Source organism: Mesorhizobium sp. M0698 (assembly GCF_040320455.1).
Taxonomy (GTDB): domain Bacteria; phylum Pseudomonadota; class Alphaproteobacteria; order Rhizobiales; family Rhizobiaceae; genus Mesorhizobium.
Genome location: NZ_JAMYPQ010000003.1, coordinates 218,556 through 236,127, shown reverse-complemented (window position 1 = coordinate 236,127; position 17,572 = coordinate 218,556). Strand labels below are relative to the sequence as shown.

Here is a 17,572-nt window from a genome sequence, read left to right as displayed (position 1 = left end):
CCAGTTATTGCCGTTGCATGCCTGGGGCCGGCGGCCCAACTGCCAATCTCCCCCCTTGAGGGGGAGATGCCAAGTTTTGGCAAAGAGGGCAGGGCAGAGGAGGGTGTTCATGCACAAACTTGAGCGCCTTTTGCGCCCGCGGACAATCGCGGTCTTCGGTGGCGCGCAGGCTGCCGCCGTCGTCGCGCAATCGATCAAGATGGGCTTTGCCGGCGAGATCTGGCCGGTGCATCCGAGCAAGGCCGAGGTCGCCGGCCGCAAGGCCTATCGCTCGGTGGCCGAATTGCCCGGTGCGCCGGATGCCGCTTTCGTCGGCGTCAACCGGCACTTGACCATCGAAGTGGTCAAGGCACTGGCCGAGCGCGGCGCCGGCGGTGCGGTCTGCTTCGCCGCCGGCTTCCTCGAAACCGAGGCCTATGACGAGGACGGCGAGCGGCTGCAGGCCGAGCTGGTCGCGGCGGCGGGCCAAATGCCAATCATCGGGCCGAACTGCTACGGGCTCATCAACTATGCCGACGGCGCGCTTTTGTGGCCCGACCAGCATGGCGGCATCAGGCTGCCAGAAGGCGGTCGCGGCGTTGCCATCATCACCCAGTCGTCGAACATCGCCATCAATATGACGATGCAGAAGCGCGGCCTGCCGATCGCCTTTCTGATGACCGCCGGCAACCAGGCGCAGACCGGGCTTTCCGAAATGGCGCTCGGCCTGATCGAGGACGACCGTGTCACCGCGCTCGGCTTGCATATCGAGGCTTTCGATTCGGTAGCCGGCTTCGAAAGGCTGGCGGCACGGGCGCGCGAGCTGAAAAAGCCTGTCATCGCCATGAAGGTCGGCCGCTCCGAGCAGGCGCGGCAGGCGACCGTTTCCCATACCGCGTCTCTGGCCGGCTCGGACGCAGCGTCCGGCGCCTTCCTGAAGCGGCTCGGCATCGCCCGCATCGATTCGATCCCGGCCTTCATCGAGGCGCTCAAGCTGCTGCACGTCACCGGCCCCCTGCCCGGCTACCGGCTGTCGTCGATGAGCTGTTCGGGCGGCGAGGCGTCGGTGATGGCCGACAGCGCCGAAGGCCGCTGGGTGACGTTTCCGCCACTCACCCCCGAGCACCGCGCGCATGTCAAATCGACGCTCGGGCCGCTGGTCGCGGTGGCCAACCCGCTCGACTACCACACCTTCATCTGGAACAACGAGCCGGCGATGACCGCCACCTTCACCGCGATGGTGTCGGGCGGCTTCGACCTCAACATGCTGGTGCTCGATTTCCCGCGCCCCGACCGCTGCTCGGACACCGACTGGTGGGCGACGCTGCGCGCCTTCGAAGTGGCGCTGAAGACCAACAGCGCGCAAGGCGCGATCGTCTCCTCGCTGCCGGAGAACCTGCCCGAGGAATACACTGCCGGCCTGATGGCGCGGGGCATGGTGCCGCTGTTCGGCATCTCCGAAGCCATGGACGCCGCCCAGGCGGCGGCCTTCATCGGCTGGGCCTGGCGCGAGCCGCAGGCGCAGCCGATCGACACTTCGGCGTCCGGCGCGCCGGTCGGCGACCATGTCACGCCGGACGAGGCCGAGGCGAAGGCGCGGCTCATCGAGGCCGGGCTCCCCGTGCCGAAGGGCGAGCGCGCCGGCAACGCGGTCGAAGCTGTCATCTCCTCGATGGCGCTCGGCTTCCCGGTGGCGCTGAAGGCCCTTGGTGTCATCCACAAGTCCGAGCTCGACGCGGTCCGGCTCAATTTGAGGGATGCCGAATCCGTCAGCACCGCCGCCCACGATCTCGGCCCGCTCGGCACGGGCCTTTATGTCGAGCGCATGGTGCGCGACGGCGTCGCCGAGCTGCTCGTCGGCTTCACCCGCGACCCGATGTTCGGCGCCGTGATGACGCTCGGCACCGGCGGCGTGCTGGTCGAGCTGTTGCGCGACAGCGTCACGCTGATGCTGCCGGCGACCCGCGACGATATCGAGGCCGCTTTGCGCGGGCTGAAACTGTTCCCGCTGCTCGACGGCTATCGCGGTCGGCCGAAGGCCGATGTCGCAGCGGCAATCGATGCGATATCGGGCATTGCCGCTTTCGTGCAGCAAAACGCCGGCGAGATCGAGGAACTCGACATCAATCCGCTGATCGTCTGCACCGAAGGCAAGGGCGCCTGGATCGCCGATGCGCTGCTGGTGCTTGGAGACAAGAAGAATGTCTGAAATCATTTCGACCCGCCGCGAAGGCGCTGTCCTCGAAGTCACGCTCGACCGGCCCAAGGCCAATGCCATCGACCTGAAGACGTCGCGGCTGATGGGCGAGATTTTCAAGGCGTTTCGCGACGATCCCGACTTGCGCGTCGCCATCGTCAAGACCGCCGGTGACAAGTTCTTCTGCGCCGGCTGGGACCTGAAGGCCGCAGCCAGCGGCGACGCGGTCGACGGCGACTATGGCGTCGGCGGCTTCGGCGGGCTGCAGGAACTGCGCGACCTCAACAAGCCGGTGATCGCCTGCGTCAATGGCATGGCGGTCGGCGGCGGCTTCGAACTGGCGCTATCCTGCGACCTCATCTATGCATCGGATCACTCCTCCTTCGCCCTGCCCGAAATCCGTGCCGGCACGCTGGCCGATGCGGCGACGATCAAGCTGCCTAAGCGCATCCCCTACCATGTCGCCATGGACCTTCTGCTCACCGGCCGCTGGATGGATGTCGCCGAGGCGCATCGATGGGGCCTGGTCAACGAGGTGCTGCCCAAGGAAAGACTGGAGGACCGCGTCTGGGAAATCGCACGGCTGCTTGCCAGCGGCCCGCCGCTGGTCTTCGCCGCGATCAAGGAAACGGCCAGGGTCGCAGAATCGCTGACGTTCCAGGACGCCATGAACCGGGTGACGCGCCGGCAACTGTCGACGGTTGACGCACTCTACGGCTCGGAGGACAATCTCGAGGGCTTTCGCGCCTTTGCCGAAAAGCGCGATCCGGTGTGGAAGGGGAAGTAGTGGTATTGCAGGAATGATGGCGCTCACCCCCCTCTGTCCTGCCGGACATCTCCCCCTCAAGGGGGGAGATTGGATGTCATCATCGCTTTCGCCAATTGTCGACGCCGGAGAAAAGGCGGTTTCGCCGAAGCTGCCGATCTCCCCACTTGAGGGGGAGATGGCCGGCAGGCCAGAGGGGGGTGTTCACGCGGATTCATTGCGATCCATTCAGCGCCCATGACCGACTACAAAACCCTCATCGACGCCGAGACCTGGGCCTTCATCGAGCGGACTAACTCCTATTATCCGCCCGATACGATCGACTACACCGTCGCCGAGCAGCGCCAGATCTATAACCGGATGTGCCGCGAGTTCTTTGCCGGCTATCCCCAAGGCGTCACGGCGGAAACCACCGCCATTGCCACACCTTGGCACATTCCGATCCGCGTCTACCGCGCCCCGGCGCCGGAAGCGGCGGCGATGGTGCTTTATTTCCATGGCGGCGGTTTTATCCTCGGCGGGCTCGACAGCCATGACGACCTCTGCGCCGAGCTTTGCAGCCGCACTGGCTACGAAGTGGTTTCGGTCGACTACCGGCTGGCACCGGAACACCTTCATCCGGCCGCCTTCGACGATGCCATCAGCGCCTTCGAATGGGCGGCGGCGACTTACGAGCGTCCTGTCCTGCTCTGCGGCGACAGTGCCGGCGGCAATCTCGCCGCCGCTGTCAGTCACGCAACGCGCGGCCATGCGCGCAAGCCGATCGGCCAGATTCTGGTCTATCCCGGCCTTGGCGGCGACAGCTCCGCCGGTTCCTACGTCACCCACGCGGAAGCGCCGATGCTTACCGCGCGCGACCTCGTTTTCTACAGGGACATCAGGACCGGTGGCGAGGATCGCACCGGCGATCTCACTCTGTGGCCGCTCGCCGACGCCGAGTTCGCCAATCTGCCGCCCACCGTCGTGATCACCGCCGAATGCGACCCGCTGTCGTCGGACGGCGAAGCCTATCGCGACCGCATCGTTGCCGCGGGCGGGCGCGCCTGGTGGCTCGAGGAGCCGGGGTTGGTGCATGGCTATTTGCGCGCCAGGCACACGGCCGGCCGCGCCCGCTCGAGCTTTACCCGGATTGTCGATGCGGTAGCGGTTTTGGGAAGGGGCGAGTGGATATGGTGAGGGATGTCTTCCCGACCAGAACGGGCCTTTGTCGGCCGGTACAGCTCTATTTGCGGCGGCGTCGCCGGCCGGAAACCTGCTTCAGCCAAGGTCCTAAATGAAAGCCGCTCATCAGCAGGTACATCGGGACCATGCCGCCCAGCGGTGACGCCTCTTGCCCGGTCGAGCACATCATGTCCGGCGCGCCGCCGAGAAGCGTCAGCAGCGCCATGGTTGCGAAGGTCGGCGCGGCCGCAAAGGACAGCCAATCGGCTGCACTATGGCCGGCCGGGGTCGCATCGCCGGTGGATCCGCCTGCATGAATCTCGCTCATGTCCGTAGTCCTACATAGCGAGCGGGATGCGGTCGAACCGTGCATCCCGCTCCATCCATTTGCCCTAGCCGCATTTCCGCGACGCCAAAGACGTTCTATTCGGTGCGGTTCCGGAACGCGGCCTCTCCGGCGTCCGACACCTCGACCCACTTTTTGTCGGGAACGGCTTCGGCGCCGTAATTGTCGTGCCAGTTCCACCACTTGTACGTCGGCGTCTGCGGATAGCCCTCGGGCGAATCCTCCCAAACCTCCTGGCGGCCGAGCGGCGACAGGTCGAGATAGCTCCATACGGTCCCCATCGCCTCGTCGCCGCGGTTGTTGATGAAGTAGGTACGGAACACGCGATCGCCATCGCGGATGAACACGTTATGGCCGTGCCATTCGTCAACGCCGAAGTCGGCATCGAAGCTGTCGGTGATGGTGTACCAGGGCATCTTCCAGTCCATCCGCGCCTTCAGCCGCGCAATGTCGGCCTGCGGTGCGCGCGAGGCGTAGGCAAGCGTGGTGTCGCGGGCGTTCAGATGGGCAAGATTGCCGACCTGGTCCGCCCCCAGCGAGCAGCCGCGGCAAGCGTGGTCGGGCCAGCCGAATACGCCGGGCTCGAAGAAAGCGCGGTAGACGATCAGTTGACGGCGGCCCTCGAACAGGTCGAGCAGGCTCACCTTTCCGTCAGGCCCTTCGAACGTATAGGTCTTCTCCACCGCCATCCACGGCATCCGCCGGCGCTCGGCGGCCAGTGCGTCGCGAGCCCGGGTCACGGTCTTCTCCTTCACGAGCAACTGCTGGCGCGCGGCCTCCCACGCGTCAGGCGAAACGACCGGTGGTGTCTTCATCGCGAGCCGCGTCGTCTGCTCGCCTGTGCCATTCTGATGTGCCGTCATTGTGCATCTCCCTTGCTGGTTTGTCGCCGCAGGCGCGACGGGTTGGGTCGTGAGCCAGGATAGGGGCGATAGCGGATTGGCGAGAGTGACAAGTGTGACGCGATTCCGACGGGTCCGCTGATCACGGCCAATTTCGCCGCCGGCGACGCCCCTGCGCTCATTCGTGCCCGGACTGCTGAATGGGCCGAGCGCCGGCCAGATAGCGGTCATTGTCAAACGGCTCGGCCTGGTTGCTATCCGGACTCCACAGCTGCCGGTGGGTTCGGGTAAGATCGCCGAGGTAGACATGCAGCGCACCCGATCGCGCACCGCTCGTATTCGCAACCGCATGAACGGTATTTGACGCCATGTGCACCACGGCAGGCGCTGCGATGTCCTGCCTTTCGGGAACATCGAGTTCGCTGCCGGCAACGGGATAGATGAAGTTCGTCTCGCTGCCCTTGTAGATGCCGATCAAGGCATCCATCAGGTGGTTGTGAGGCGGGTACTGCAGGCCGGGCGACAGAGTGATGTGATAGATCGTCAGGTTCGGACTCGCATGCAGAAGCACCTCGTCGTCGTCTTCTTCGTGAGCGAGTGTTCCCGATGCGTGAAAGCGGTTGGTGTAGTCGCCCAGGACCGTCCTTACCGCTTCGAGGGGATCTGGCCCTTTCGCTGCATTGACGATATCATCGGCAACGGCGTAGAGGGGCGAGTTGGCGGGTAAAGGCATATCAGTTATCCTCCCTGAGATGCTCAGATTATCAATCTGAGATGCTCACGCTAGCGAATGCTGATGCCAGCGTCAACGGGACAGCCAGACGGACAGAATATGAAAACGACGAAGTTGACCGCCGAACCGGCGAGGCCGGCCACGGTCGAGGCGACAGCACTGTCAGCCGCCGACGTCCTTCGCAGGGAACAGGCATATGAGCAGCTGAGGAACGACATCATTGCCTGCGTGTTGCGCCCCGGCGAAGCGCTGACGGAGAAACAGATCGGTGATCGATACCAGATCAAAAAGGCGACCATCCGCGCGGCCTTGGCCCGCCTGATGCAGGAAGGACTGGTCAGGAGCGAGCCGCGCCGCGGCTACGTCGTTGCAACGCTCAGCCTGCGGGATGTCAACGAGATCTTCGATGTCCGCAGCTTGATCGAGCCGGAAGTGTTCAGGGTGGCGGCATCGAACATGACCGAGCGCGGGCTCGAGGATGTCAGGCTGGCAGCGCAAAAAGTGCTGAAGCCGGAGACGTTGCGCAGTCACGTCGCATTCCTTGCGGCCGACCGTGCCTTTCGTCTGGCCCTTGCGGAGCTCTCGGGAAATTTACGACTGGCGCATCTCCTGGACCAGATACTCGACCAGTCGGCGCGGGTTCTCCACCTCGGCTTCAAGTCCCGCGACTTCACCCAGTTGATCATCGGCCAGCAAAAGGAGCTGGTCCTTGCCTGCGAGGCAGGCGAGGTTTCCGCCATCGTCAAACTTGCCCGTTCGCAGTGCCTGTCTCTCAAGAAGCAGGTGCTCGAGGCTTTGCTTGCCGGTTCCAAGCTTCAAGACGTCAATTTGCAGCCCTTCGCCTAGAGCGGTTCCGGTTCTCCTGGAACCGGCAACCCGCTCTAACCATCTGTCTTGCCGCATTTATGCGGACGCCAAATGATTCCATTTGGCTGCAAAATGCTCTAAGGGAAGTTGGCCATTCGGTGCAATCGCCACCTTGGCGCAACGGCTGTCCCCGGCCTTGTTTTATGCCACAATCCGCGCGGCCGCCCGTCCGGCACTGCGGCCGGAAAAGATGCAGCCGCCAAGAAACGTGCCTTCGAGCGCTGCATAGCCGTGCATGCCGCCGCCGCCGAAACCGGCGGCCTCGCCCGCTGCGTACAGCCCCTCGACTGGTTGGCCGCCGGCGCCCAGCACGCGGCTGTCGAGGTCAGTCTCCAGCCCACCGAGCGTCTTGCGGGTCAGGATGCTGAGCCTGACGGCAATCAGCGGGCCATTGGCGGGATCGAGCAGCTTGTGCGGTCTTGCGGTGCGGATCAGCCGGTCGCCGAGATAGGCTCGCGCGCCGCGCAACGCAGTAATCTGCATGTCCTTGGAGAACGGATTGTCGAGCTGCCGGTCGCGGGCGCGGATTTCGCGCTCAACCTGCGCCAGTTCGAGCAGCGGCTCGCCGCCGGCCACTGCGTTCATGCGGGCGACCAGCGCCGGCAAATCAGGCTCGACGATGAAATCCTCGCCCTTCTCCATGAACGCCTTGACCGGCGCGGGCACGCCGCTGGTGGCGCGGCCGAGCACCTGGCGCCAGCTCTTCCCCGTCAGATCGGGGTTCTGCTCGGAGCCCGACAGCGCGAACTCCTTCTGGATGATCTTTTTGGTCAGGATGAACCAGGAATGATCGAAGCCGGTGCTCATGATGTGGCTGAGCGTGGCCAACGTGTCGAAGCCGGGATAGAGCGGGACCGGCAGGCGCTTGCCGCGCGCATCGAGCCACAGCGATGACGGGCCGGGCAGGATGCGGATCGCATGATCGGTCCAGATCGGTGCCCAGTTCCTGACGCCCTCGACATAGTGCCACATGCGGTCGCGGTTGATCAGCCGGCCGCCGGCGGCTTCGGCGATCGCCAGCATGCGGCCGTCGACATGATCGGGAACGCCAGTGATCATGCGTTTCGGCGGCGCGCCCATCCGCTTCGGCCAATTCTCCCGGACCAGCTGGTGATTGGCACCGATGCCGCCGGAGGCGACGATGACGGCCTGCGCCTTCAGCTCGAAATCGCCGGTGATCTCGCGCGAGCTCTTGCGGCCGCGCTCGGCATCGCTCGCCGCCAATAGGTCGCCGCGCACGCCGTCGACGACGCCGCCCGTCCGCGTCAATTCGTTGACCCGGTGACGGAATTTGAAGCGGATCAGCCCGCGTTTCTCGGCCTCGCGCACGCGCTGCACGAACGGCTCGAGCACGCCAGGGCCGGTGCCCCAGGTGATGTGGAAGCGCGGCACCGAATTGCCGTGGCCGACGGCATTGCCGCCGCCGCGCTCGGCCCAGCCGACCACCGGAAAGAATTTCAAGCCGCGCTGCATGAGCCAGGAGCGCTTCTCGCCGGCGGCGAAGCCGAGATAGGCCTCGGCCCAGCGGCGCGGCCAGAGATCTTCCGTGCGGTCGAAGGCTGCGGTGCCCAGCCAGTCCTCGAGCGCCAGCTCATACGAATCGCGGATGCGCATGCGCCGTTGTTCGGGCGAATCGACGAGGAAGATGCCGCCGAGCGACCAGAATGCCTGGCCGCCAAGCGACTGCTCCGGCTCCTGCTCGACAATGATGGCCTTCTTGCCGGCCGCAGACAGTTCGGCCGCCGCGACAAGGCCGGCAAGGCCGGCGCCGACAATGATCACATCCGCATCGTCGGACATCTATTTGGCCATGATCTCGTCCAAAAACCGGTCCCGTTGTGGGATCATGGCCGGCCTAGACTGTTTCCCAGCCTTCCTTCTCGCCGGCGCGGAAGATGGCATCGATGACCTTCTGGTTGAGCACCGATTCTTCCAGAGTGAAGACGCGGTCCTTGCCGCCCTGCGCAGCCCGCGCGAAGGCCTCGACTTCCAGCCGGTATTGCTGCGTGCCGGGAAAGCGGAACACCTGCGCCTCGCTGTGGTTCTGGTTGTGCAGCTCGACGCGGTGATGGTCGTAGAGCCCGGCGTTGAACGGTGAGAACACCTCGATGAAGCCCTTCTCGCCGTGGAAGACCATCACCTGGCGTGCCGCCATCTGCGTCGACAGGTAAAACGACAGCTCGAAGTCGCCGAAATCGGCGCGGATCGAGGAATAGATGTCGGTGCCGAACGTCTTGTCGCGCTCGATCGTCGCCTGGACGCGCAGCGGCTCCTTGCCGGTCGAAAAGCGTGTCGACACTGTCGGGTAGACACCGATGTCGGGCAGCGCGCCGCCGCCGAGATCGAGCTTGTTGCGCATGTTGTTGGGGTCGACATTGTAATAGGAGAACGCGCCCTGGACATGGCGCAGCCGGCCGATGGCGCCGTTGGCGATCAGCTCGCGCACCTTGATCCATTGCGGATGGTAGACGACCATGAAGGCTTCGCAGACCAGCACCTTCCTGGCATCGCGCAGCTTGATCAGCGGCGGAATGTCCTTGGCATCGAGCGCCAGCGGTTTTTCGACCAGAACATGCTTGCCGGCCTCGATCGCCTTGGCCGTCCATTCGACATGCTGCGAGGTCGGCAGCGGAATGTAGACGCCGTCGATGTCGCTGGAGGCGAGCAGCTCCTCATAGGAGCCGAACGCGTGGCGCGCACCGAAGCGTTCGCCCAGCGCCCGCGCTTTCGACAGATCGCGGCTGGCAATCGCGGACAGCACGCCGTTCTCCGCCTCGACGATTGCCGGCAAAAGCTGCTCGCGGCCGATCTTGGCCGTCGACAAAACACCCCATCGGAACATCAGATTTCTCCTCTCGATTGCAGGCCTGGAGGTTTGCCTGAAATCGGCGGAAAAGCCAATGCGGGAGCATGGCGGCGAACAGGGCGATCATCTGCGGCTTGTCCGGATGCCGGCGCTGCCCTTGCGGAACCCCGGTCCTGCAAAGACTATCCCCGCTTGCCGGTCAGCGTCATGTCGAAGTCGACGACGTTGGAATAAATCGGCGTGCCGACATCCATGCCGTAGCGCGACCGCAGCACCTTGCCGGTGACGTGGAATTTTATCGTGCCCGCCTTGAGGCCGCCGAGATCGGCGGTGAATTTTTCCTGAAAGGTCTTGCCGCGCGCCGTCAGCCTGCCGGTAACCAGGGCTGACGTGTCGCCGGTCCGTTTGACGCTGGTCGAACGGAACTGGATCTCCGGATTGTCGGCCGCGTCGAACACCGCGTCCGAGCGAAGAAAGGCATCGATGCGGCTTTGGCCGGTACCGACGCTTTCGGGGAAGATGGTGAAATTGACCTGGGACCGGCCGACATCGCTGTTGTCGATCAGGATACTGCCCTTGAAGCGGGCGAAGGCGCCGTCGAGCCCGCCGCCGCCGAGCTTGCCGATGGAGAAGTGGATGCTGGAACTCCCCGGGCGGATGATGTAGCTGCCGGCCGCGTCGCCGAGGGCAACGGCGGCGAAAACAGGCATGGCAAAACAAGCGGCGGCGGCCGCAAATCCGAAGATGCGCGCGTACATGGAAATGGTCCTCTTGGCAGGCAACGCTTTCTTGCGTCCTCGCCCCATCAACGAATGAGCCGTCCGCTCTATTCCCTGTCGTGATGTGACGAAGCCGTGATCATGCGCGTCAGCACGGTATCCCTCAGCCAGAAATGATGGCGCAGCGCTGCGGCGAGATGCAAAGCGACAAGTCCGATGCCGGCATAGGCGAGATACCAGTGCGTCGCTGCCCAGAAGCTTTCTGCCGTGTCCGATTCACCGAGCGGCAGATTGGGCATGACGAACAGATTGAACGGCACGCTCGGGATCTCCAGCACCGAGACCGAGACCAGCGCCCAGCCGGACAACGGCAGAGCGAGCTGAAACGCATAAAGCGCGAGATGGACCAGCGGCGCCGCACGGCGCTCGAAAGGCCCGACCGAGCGCGGCAGCGGCGGGGCCGGTCTGCCTAGGCGCCAGGCGATGCGCAGGATGACCAGTCCAAGCAGCAGGAAGCCGAAGGATTTATGCAGCTGGATCAGCTCGAAGGCGGTGCGCTGGCTGGACAGCCGCACCATGACGAAGCCGAGCACGAACTGGCCGATAAAGAGCGCCGCGATCAGCCAGTGAAGGATGATCGCCGTCCAGCCGTAGCCGGCCGTCTGGTTTTTGGGCAGTGCTGACATGGTCGGTGAACGAATGCCAGGTCGGCTTTCTTCCACCTCTCCCTTGTGGGGAGGGTTGGCTTACTCGCCGACCTTGAAAAAATCGACAAAGGCCCTGAGCGCCGGCCGCATCTGGCGGCGGCTGGGGTAATAGACGAAGAAGCCGTCGAAGCGCGGGCACCAGTCCTCCAGCACGCGAACGAGCTTGCCGGCGGCGAGCGCGTCGCGGACATAGTCCTCGAACACGAAGGCGAGCCCGGCGCCGTCGACTGCGGCGTTGGCAATCAGATGGTCCTCGTCGAGGATCAGCGGCCCTTGCACCGGTATCTCGATCTCCTCGCCGTTTTGCTCGAATTCCCAGCGGTAGAGAATGCCGCTGGAGAAGCGGAAGCGGATGCAGCGGTGAGCGGCGAGATCGCGCGGATGCTGCGGCTTGGGCATGGTCTCGAAATAGGCTGGCGCGCCGACCACCGCGCCGCGAAGGTCTGGTCCGATACGCACCGCGATCATGTCGCGCTGCAGGCTCTCGCCCAGTCGCACACCGGCATCGAAGCCGCCCTCGACCACATCGGTGAAGCGGTCCTCGATGACGATCTCCAGCACGATGTCGGGATAGGCAGCAGCAAAGGCGCTGAGCCTTGGCGTCAGCGCCAGATGGGCGGCGGTTCGCGGCACCGTCAGCCTGAGATTGCCCGCCGGCCGGTCGCGCGCCTCAATCGCCGATTCCAGCGCCAGGTCGATTTCCGACAGCGCCGGCCTGAGGCGCTCGAGCAGTTGCGCGCCCTCCTCGGTCGGAGCGACGCTGCGCGTGCTGCGCGCCAGAAGGCGCACGCCGAGGCGCGCTTCGAGGCTGGACACCGCGTGGCTGACCGCCGATGGCGCGATTGCCAGTTCCTTGGCGGCGCCGCGAAAACTGCCGCATTGGGCGACCATTGCCAGTACCGCGAGCTGTGAAAGATGGGTTCGCTTCATTGATCTATTTCTTGGAACAGCCCGTGCAAATGAGAGCCGATTATCGAACTCGGCGCAAGACGCTATCTCTGCGGCATCACAACCATCACAACAAGGAGACACGTGATGCAAACCCGCAAGCTTGGCAATAAACTTGACGTCTACCCGGTCGGCCTCGGCTGCATGGGGATGAGCTTTGCCTATGGTGGCCAGCCGGAGGCGGAGGCGATTGCCACGCTGCGCCATGCCGTCGAGATCGGGGTCAATTTCTTCGACACGGCCGAGGTCTATGGCCCTTACGAGAACGAGATCCTGGTCGGCAAGGCGCTGAAGCCGGTGCGCGACAAGGTGACGATCGCAACCAAATTCGGCTTCAAGATCCTCGAAGAAGGGAGCGGCATGGAGCGCATGGCCGGTGTCGATAGCCGCCCGGAGCATGTCAAGGCCGTGGCCGAAGCGTCATTGAAGCGGTTGGATACGGAGGTGATCGATCTCTATTACCAGCACCGCGTCGACCCCAACGTGCCGATCGAGGATACGGTCGGCGCCATGGCCGAGCTGGTGCGCGAGGGCAAGGTGCGGGCGCTCGGCCTGTCGGAGGCGAGTGCGGCGACCATCCGCCGGGCGCATGCCGTGCACCCGATCGCCGCCGTGCAGAGCGAGTATTCACTGTGGAGCCGCGATCCGGAGGGGGAAGTGTTTGCCGTCTGCCGCGAGCTCGGCATCGGCTTTGTCCCGTATAGCCCGCTCGGCCGCGGCCTGCTCACCGGCACGATCGCCAAGCCCGATGTTCTCGGCGCCGACGACTGGCGCCGCGGGTTGCCGCGCTTCCAGGCCGACGCCATGGCGGCCAATGCGGCGGTCGTCGCCGTGCTGGAAAAGATGGCCGCCGGGAAGGGCGTGACGCCGGCGCAGCTGGCGCTCGCCTGGGTGCTGCATCAGGGCGACTTCATTGTCCCGATCCCCGGTGCGCGAAAAATGCGCCATCTGGAGCAGAATACGGCGGCAGCCGATATCGTGCTGAGCCAGGCCGAGGTGGCATCAATCGGCGACGCCCTGTCGCCGGAAAAGGTGGTCGGCAAGCGCTATACCGAGGAGCTGCTGGCGCTGGTTAACGGGTGAACGGCAATCGACGGCGTAATCGAAACGGGGCGTTTCGGCACCCCTTTTTGACTAATACGGTGCGATGCAAAGCGTTGTGAGACCTCGGCGCGAGGCACCCCCCTCTGTCCTGCCGGACATCTCCCCCTCAAGGGGGGAGATTGGCAGTTCCCGCGCCCTGCCCGCCCTTCCGGCGCCGGTGATTGGCGAAAGCCGAGGCGACATCCGATCTCCCCCCTTGAGGGGGAGATGCCCGGCAGGGCAGAGGGGGGTGCCTCGCGCCGACATTTCCTACCAAGGCACGACACTGATCTCCGGCCAGTTCTCCCTGGCACGCGCGCCCTTCATCTCGTGCGTCTTCCGATTATCCAGTGCACGGTTCGGGGTAACGCGAAACGAGAAGATGTCGTCGAGCCCGAACGGCGCCACGAGCGCGAGTTGCCCATCGGTGCCGAATCTAACGCCGACCGCATGGGTTTTCGAAGCGAAATAGGACAGCGCCTCGGCGGACGACGACAGTCTGGGATAGGAACCGCCAAAGCGCGCCTCAAACCACAGATGCACCCGCGCCTGGTTGCGCACTTCGACCGGCAGCGTCAGTCCTTCGAACTGCTTCGCCGCCCGGCGGATGACCGTGTCCTCGGCTTCATAGGACAGATCGCTCTCATCGAAATAGAACAGGTCGACATCCCGGATGCCGTACCCCGAGGGCTTTCCGGTCAGGTGATTCCAGACGCTGTTGTAAAGCGCGCCGGACACGACCAGCCAGTCCCGCAGGTCAAGCGCCCGCACTCGCGACAGCGTCTCGCCAATCAGCGGATCGGCCGAGACGATATCGAGAAAGGCTGCACGCTGTTCCTCAAAGGGCAGCCCTGAATAGCGCAAATGGTCCATCGCCCTTTGGACGGCGATTCGTCACCTGCCGGCAACCCCTCTAGGTCCTCAGCGCGCCATGCGTTGTGCAATTATCGGAAAGGGCGTCGTGACGCCCATTTCTGCAGGCTAGTTTCCCTCCCGCCCAAGGCTCATTGTTCGGTCGGTCTCGGACCAGAAGACTGGCTCCTCGATTGACGGCCATTCTTCGCCATACACAAAGCCTTCGATCGCATCTAGCTTTCCTTCAATCTCATCGAAGAACAGCACCATGCCGCAAAGAAGCTGGTCAGGTCCAACGCACGCTACCCGAAGCGAACTGAACACTCGACTCTCAAAGCGCAATTCCGGGGGAACCGATGAGGGAGTGACTCTGGTCATGAATCCTACAGGATCGCGGCTGCGTACTTTGACTTTCAGCGCACGCATCATGTCAGGAGAAACGCCGGCGGAACGGCAGAACTCCTTGACGAAAAACACTTCCAGCGGGGTCAGGTGCATTTAGCTCAGCGGCAGAACGGACAGCGTTTCATTGGCGCTTGTACATCACGTCCGTCCGGATGACGTACTTGCGCCCCGACAGCACCTCGTCGCCGCGATGCTCGATCGGATGGTAGAACGCCAGTGCCATTCCTTTCTTCGGCTTCACCAGAAGACTGCTACCGGCATAGCCCGGCATCTCGCCGCGAAACGAGGTTCCTCCCCCTTCAAATCCATCTGATAGATAAATCATGAACGTGAACTGACTGCGCTCCAAGGCGTGGCGCTCGAAATAGCCGTCATGGTGCCAATCGAACTTCTGGCCCGGCCCATAGCGATAGAAACGGAAACGCTCATTCAGCCCGGTCAAGCGCCAGTCGCCGAGACCACGATAGAGCAGAGGCCGCGCCCGTGCGAAGAGCAAATCCGCAAGGTCCTCGTCATCGAAGACAACCCGGTCGTTATTGCGAAGCTCCTTCAGGACGGTGGCGCCGCCGGAGCTGTTCACCTTGGCCGCCTCGAAACCGCGCCGTTCACTGTCAGCGATCAGATCGGCGCATTCCTGGTCATCCAAGAAGCCGTCGATCGTCCCGATGTGAGTTGCCAGCCAGGTGATGGAGAGTTTGCTGGTGTGAACCATCATCGCATCCGTTCTAGGTTCTGAGCACGCCGCCGGTCTGCTTGCCGACATTCTCGACGATGCGCTTGGCCAGCGCCTCGAAATCGTCGTCGGTCAGCGTCTTTTCGACCGGCTGGATCGACACTTCAATGGCGATCGATTTTTTCGCCGCGCCGAGCGCTGCACCCTCGAAAACATCGAACACCGAGACGCCGGAAATCAGCTTTCGGTCGGCGGCAAGGGCGGCGCGAACGAGTGTGCCGGCTTCGACCGCCTTGTCGACAACGAAGGCGAAATCGCGCTTGACCGCCTGGAAGGCGGACAGATCAAGCCTCGGCTTCGTCCGCGTCGGCTTGGCCTTCGGCTCGGGCACCGCATCGATGAACACTTCGAAGCCGCAGAGCGGGCCGGAGACGTCCAGCCCCTCCAGTGTCTTCGGGTGGAACTCGCCAAACGTGCCAAGGATTACCTTCGGCCCAAGCTTGATCGTGCCGGAGCGGCCGGGATGATACCAGGCCGGGCCGCCAGCCTCGATCTGCAGCCGCTCGACCGGCGCGCCGCAGGCTTCGAGTGCTGCGATCGCATCGGCCTTGGCATCGAAGACGCCGACGGCGCCGGCGTTGCCGGCCCAATGGCGGCCGGAGCCCTCGAGCTTGGCGGTGCCGCGCCGCACGCCGGCGGCAACGCGCCGCTGCTGGTCGGCGCCGTCGCCCTCGTAAGTGCCCGACACTTCGAAAAGCGCGATATCGCCGATGCCCCTGTCGGCATTGCGCTGTGCTGCCGCAATCAGCCCCGGCAGCAGCGACGGCCGCATGTCCGACATATCGGCGGCGATCGGGTTGGCAAGCTTCAGCGCCTGCTGGCCGCCGCCGAACAATTCGGCGTGTTTTGCCGGAATGAACGACCAGGTGACGGCCTCCATCATGCCGCGCACGGCAAGTGCCCGCTTGGCGGCGCGGGTGCGGATCTGCAGCACAGTCAGGATCCTGGCGTTGACCGCATCGTGCGAACCGAGCGGCTGCGGCGCGATGTTGTCGACGCCGTGGATGCGCATGACCTCCTCGACCAGGTCGGCCTTGCCGTCGACATCCGGCCGCCAGGACGGGACCGCCACATTGACGACATCGCCCGTGCCCTCCGGCCTGAAGCCGAGGCGGGCAAGAATGTCGAGGCTTGTCGAGCGCGGCACTTCGATGCCGGTCAGCCGCTTCACTTCCGACAATGGGAACGAGACGATCTTCGGCTGATGGCCGGCATAGCCGACGACTCGGGTTTGGGCCGGCGTACCACCGCAGAAATCGAGCACCAGCTTCGTTGCCAGCTCCAAGCCGGGAACCATCATTTCCGGGTCGACGCCACGCTCAAACCGATAGCGCGCGTCGGTGATGATGCCGAGTGTGCGGCCGGTGCGGGCGGTGGTGATCGGGTCCCAAAGCGCCGACTCGATCAGCACGTCTGACGTGTTCTCGTCGCAGCCGGAATGCTCGCCGCCCATGATGCCGGCAATCGATTCGATGCCGTCCTGGTCGGCGATGACGCACATCTCCGGCGTCAGCGTGTATTCGCGGCCGTCGAGCGCCAGCACCTTTTCGCCGTCATGCGCCCGGCGCACGGTGAGATTGCCGGTGACCTTCGCAGCGTCAAAAACATGCAGCGGCCGACCGCGGTCGAAGGTGACGTAATTGGTGATATCGACGAGCGCGCTGATCGGCCTCAAGCCGATGGCGAGAAGCCTTTGCTGCAGCCATTTCGGCGACGGTCCGTTCTTGACGCCGCGTACCAGGCGCAGCGCAAAGCCGGGACAGAGCTCCGGCGCTTCGATCGTCACCTTGACCGGCGTCTCGCCCTTGCCGGGGATCGGCTCTATCGGCGCGATCTTCAGCGTGCCGAGCCCGCTCGCCGCCAGATCGCGGGCGATGCCATGGACACTGGTCGCATCCGGCCGGTTCGGCGTCAGATTGATCTCGATCAGCGGGTCGTCGAGATGGGCATAGGCGGCGAAGCTGGTACCGACCGGCGCATCGGCCGGAAGGTCGATGATGCCGTCATGCTCCTCGGACAATTCGAGCTCGCGCTCGGAGCACATCATGCCGTGGCTTTCAACGCCGCGGATCTTGCCGACGGTCAGCGTCACGTCGATGCCGGGAATATAGGTGCCCGGTGCTGCAAAGGCGCCGATCAGGCCCGCGCGGGCGTTCGGCGCTCCACACACGACCTGCACCGGCGGCTTGCCGTCGCCGGTGTCGACGGTCAGCACGCGAAGCCGGTCGGCGTCGGGATGCTGGACCGCCGTCAGCACCTTGGCGATGACGAAGGGGGCCAGGCTCGCCCGGTCGTCGACATGCTCGACCTCGAGGCCGATCGAGGTGAGACGCTCGACGATTTCCGCCAGCGAGGCGTCGGTGTCGAGATGATCCTTGAGCCAGGAGAGGGTGAGTTTCATGACTGTGTTCCGTCTGGTCTGGGC

Annotated in this window: 17 protein-coding genes; 5 read left to right on the top strand and 12 right to left on the bottom strand. The window is 64.3% G+C overall.

The window, feature by feature from the left end:
• The first annotated feature begins 109 nt into the window (after positions 1–109).
• From NKI16_RS08850 to NKI16_RS08840, 3 genes are all read left to right on the top strand, one after another.
• Positions 110–2,188, top strand: a complete 2,079-nt coding sequence (locus tag NKI16_RS08850) for an acetate--CoA ligase family protein (RefSeq protein WP_352620661.1) — start codon at positions 110–112, stop codon at positions 2,186–2,188.
• Complete coding sequence (locus NKI16_RS08845; protein ID WP_023677592.1) at positions 2,181–2,963, top strand: carnitinyl-CoA dehydratase; 783 nt, start codon at positions 2,181–2,183, stop codon at positions 2,961–2,963. The genes NKI16_RS08850 and NKI16_RS08845 overlap by 8 nt, the downstream gene beginning before the upstream one ends.
• Positions 2,964–3,179: 216 nt before the next feature.
• A complete protein-coding gene (locus NKI16_RS08840) occupies positions 3,180–4,118 on the top strand; it encodes an alpha/beta hydrolase (RefSeq protein WP_352620659.1) in 939 nt (312 codons plus the stop codon).
• 46 nt (positions 4,119–4,164) lie between these two features.
• Here NKI16_RS08840 and NKI16_RS08835 read toward each other — a convergent pair whose 3' ends face one another.
• The 3 genes from NKI16_RS08835 to NKI16_RS08825 all read right to left on the bottom strand — a co-directional run bounded on the left by NKI16_RS08835 (position 4,165) and on the right by NKI16_RS08825 (position 6,024).
• On the bottom strand, positions 4,165–4,431 hold the full coding sequence (locus tag NKI16_RS08835; RefSeq protein ID WP_352464611.1) for a hypothetical protein: 267 nt from the start codon (positions 4,429–4,431) through the stop codon (positions 4,165–4,167).
• Positions 4,432–4,526: 95 nt separating this feature from the next.
• On the bottom strand, positions 4,527–5,312 hold the full coding sequence (locus NKI16_RS08830; protein ID WP_023677589.1) for a DUF899 domain-containing protein: 786 nt from the start codon (positions 5,310–5,312) through the stop codon (positions 4,527–4,529).
• Between the two features lie 157 nt (positions 5,313–5,469).
• On the bottom strand, positions 5,470–6,024 hold the full coding sequence (locus NKI16_RS08825; protein ID WP_352568452.1) for an autotransporter: 555 nt from the start codon (positions 6,022–6,024) through the stop codon (positions 5,470–5,472).
• Between the two features lie 99 nt (positions 6,025–6,123).
• On the opposite strand from NKI16_RS08825, the gene NKI16_RS08820 reads away from it, so the two are divergent.
• Positions 6,124–6,870: a GntR family transcriptional regulator gene (locus NKI16_RS08820; protein ID WP_352568454.1), complete on the top strand. Its 747-nt coding sequence runs from the start codon at positions 6,124–6,126 to the stop codon at positions 6,868–6,870.
• 162 nt (positions 6,871–7,032) lie between these two features.
• Here the strand turns inward: NKI16_RS08820 and NKI16_RS08815 are convergent, their stop codons facing one another.
• The 5 genes from NKI16_RS08815 to NKI16_RS08795 form a co-directional block, all read right to left on the bottom strand.
• Positions 7,033–8,691 carry an FAD-binding dehydrogenase gene (locus NKI16_RS08815; protein ID WP_352568456.1) on the bottom strand — a complete coding sequence of 553 codons (1,659 nt, stop codon included), beginning with the start codon at positions 8,689–8,691 and terminating at the stop codon, positions 7,033–7,035.
• Positions 8,692–8,746: 55 nt separating this feature from the next.
• Positions 8,747–9,733, bottom strand: coding sequence for a Gfo/Idh/MocA family protein (locus NKI16_RS08810; protein WP_352484691.1), 987 nt, complete (start codon positions 9,731–9,733; stop codon positions 8,747–8,749).
• A gap of 146 nt (positions 9,734–9,879) precedes the next feature.
• Positions 9,880–10,455 carry a YceI family protein gene (locus tag NKI16_RS08805; protein WP_352568458.1) on the bottom strand — a complete coding sequence of 192 codons (576 nt, stop codon included), beginning with the start codon at positions 10,453–10,455 and terminating at the stop codon, positions 9,880–9,882.
• 68 nt (positions 10,456–10,523) lie between these two features.
• Positions 10,524–11,102, bottom strand: coding sequence for a cytochrome b (locus tag NKI16_RS08800; RefSeq protein WP_352568460.1), 579 nt, complete (start codon positions 11,100–11,102; stop codon positions 10,524–10,526).
• 60 nt (positions 11,103–11,162) lie between these two features.
• A complete protein-coding gene (locus NKI16_RS08795) occupies positions 11,163–12,053 on the bottom strand; it encodes a LysR family transcriptional regulator (RefSeq protein ID WP_352568462.1) in 891 nt (296 codons plus the stop codon).
• A gap of 105 nt (positions 12,054–12,158) precedes the next feature.
• Between NKI16_RS08795 and NKI16_RS08790 the strand changes: the two genes are divergently transcribed.
• Positions 12,159–13,154, top strand: a complete 996-nt coding sequence (locus NKI16_RS08790; protein WP_352568464.1) for an aldo/keto reductase — start codon at positions 12,159–12,161, stop codon at positions 13,152–13,154.
• A gap of 270 nt (positions 13,155–13,424) precedes the next feature.
• Here the strand turns inward: NKI16_RS08790 and NKI16_RS08785 are convergent, their stop codons facing one another.
• The 4 genes from NKI16_RS08785 to pheT all read right to left on the bottom strand — a co-directional run bounded on the left by NKI16_RS08785 (position 13,425) and on the right by pheT (position 17,548).
• Entirely contained in the window at positions 13,425–14,027 is a 603-nt protein-coding gene (locus tag NKI16_RS08785) for a nucleotidyltransferase family protein (RefSeq protein ID WP_352922541.1), read from the bottom strand.
• Positions 14,028–14,135: 108 nt separating this feature from the next.
• On the bottom strand, positions 14,136–14,507 hold the full coding sequence (locus NKI16_RS08780; protein WP_352568468.1) for a hypothetical protein: 372 nt from the start codon (positions 14,505–14,507) through the stop codon (positions 14,136–14,138).
• Between the two features lie 28 nt (positions 14,508–14,535).
• Positions 14,536–15,129 (bottom strand): prolyl hydroxylase family protein, encoded by a 594-nt coding sequence (locus NKI16_RS08775; RefSeq protein WP_352568469.1) that lies wholly within the window; start codon positions 15,127–15,129, stop codon positions 14,536–14,538.
• A gap of 10 nt (positions 15,130–15,139) precedes the next feature.
• A complete protein-coding gene (gene pheT, locus NKI16_RS08770; protein WP_352576304.1) occupies positions 15,140–17,548 on the bottom strand; it encodes a phenylalanine--tRNA ligase subunit beta in 2,409 nt (802 codons plus the stop codon).
• Between the last annotated feature and the right edge of the window lie 24 nt (positions 17,549–17,572).

What these genes read in the sequence shown, in the direction of transcription:
- NKI16_RS08825 (WP_352568452.1), bottom strand. Translation starts at nt 6,024, where the DNA reads ATGCCTTTACCCGCCAACTCGCCCCTCTACGCCGTTGCCGATGATATC.
- NKI16_RS08830 (WP_023677589.1), bottom strand. Translation starts at nt 5,312, where the DNA reads ATGACGGCACATCAGAATGGCACAGGCGAGCAGACGACGCGGCTCGCG.
- NKI16_RS08785 (WP_352922541.1), bottom strand. Translation starts at nt 14,027, where the DNA reads ATGGACCATTTGCGCTATTCAGGGCTGCCCTTTGAGGAACAGCGTGCA.
- NKI16_RS08850 (WP_352620661.1), top strand. Translation starts at nt 110, where the DNA reads ATGCACAAACTTGAGCGCCTTTTGCGCCCGCGGACAATCGCGGTCTTC.
- NKI16_RS08815 (WP_352568456.1), bottom strand. Translation starts at nt 8,691, where the DNA reads ATGTCCGACGATGCGGATGTGATCATTGTCGGCGCCGGCCTTGCCGGC.
- NKI16_RS08800 (WP_352568460.1), bottom strand. Translation starts at nt 11,102, where the DNA reads ATGTCAGCACTGCCCAAAAACCAGACGGCCGGCTACGGCTGGACGGCG.
- NKI16_RS08845 (WP_023677592.1), top strand. Translation starts at nt 2,181, where the DNA reads ATGTCTGAAATCATTTCGACCCGCCGCGAAGGCGCTGTCCTCGAAGTC.
- pheT (WP_352576304.1), bottom strand. Translation starts at nt 17,548, where the DNA reads ATGAAACTCACCCTCTCCTGGCTCAAGGATCATCTCGACACCGACGCC.
- NKI16_RS08805 (WP_352568458.1), bottom strand. Translation starts at nt 10,455, where the DNA reads ATGTACGCGCGCATCTTCGGATTTGCGGCCGCCGCCGCTTGTTTTGCC.
- NKI16_RS08835 (WP_352464611.1), bottom strand. Translation starts at nt 4,431, where the DNA reads ATGAGCGAGATTCATGCAGGCGGATCCACCGGCGATGCGACCCCGGCC.
- NKI16_RS08775 (WP_352568469.1), bottom strand. Translation starts at nt 15,129, where the DNA reads ATGATGGTTCACACCAGCAAACTCTCCATCACCTGGCTGGCAACTCAC.
- NKI16_RS08820 (WP_352568454.1), top strand. Translation starts at nt 6,124, where the DNA reads ATGAAAACGACGAAGTTGACCGCCGAACCGGCGAGGCCGGCCACGGTC.
- NKI16_RS08790 (WP_352568464.1), top strand. Translation starts at nt 12,159, where the DNA reads ATGCAAACCCGCAAGCTTGGCAATAAACTTGACGTCTACCCGGTCGGC.
- NKI16_RS08795 (WP_352568462.1), bottom strand. Translation starts at nt 12,053, where the DNA reads ATGAAGCGAACCCATCTTTCACAGCTCGCGGTACTGGCAATGGTCGCC.
- NKI16_RS08780 (WP_352568468.1), bottom strand. Translation starts at nt 14,507, where the DNA reads ATGCACCTGACCCCGCTGGAAGTGTTTTTCGTCAAGGAGTTCTGCCGT.
- NKI16_RS08840 (WP_352620659.1), top strand. Translation starts at nt 3,180, where the DNA reads ATGACCGACTACAAAACCCTCATCGACGCCGAGACCTGGGCCTTCATC.
- NKI16_RS08810 (WP_352484691.1), bottom strand. Translation starts at nt 9,733, where the DNA reads ATGTTCCGATGGGGTGTTTTGTCGACGGCCAAGATCGGCCGCGAGCAG.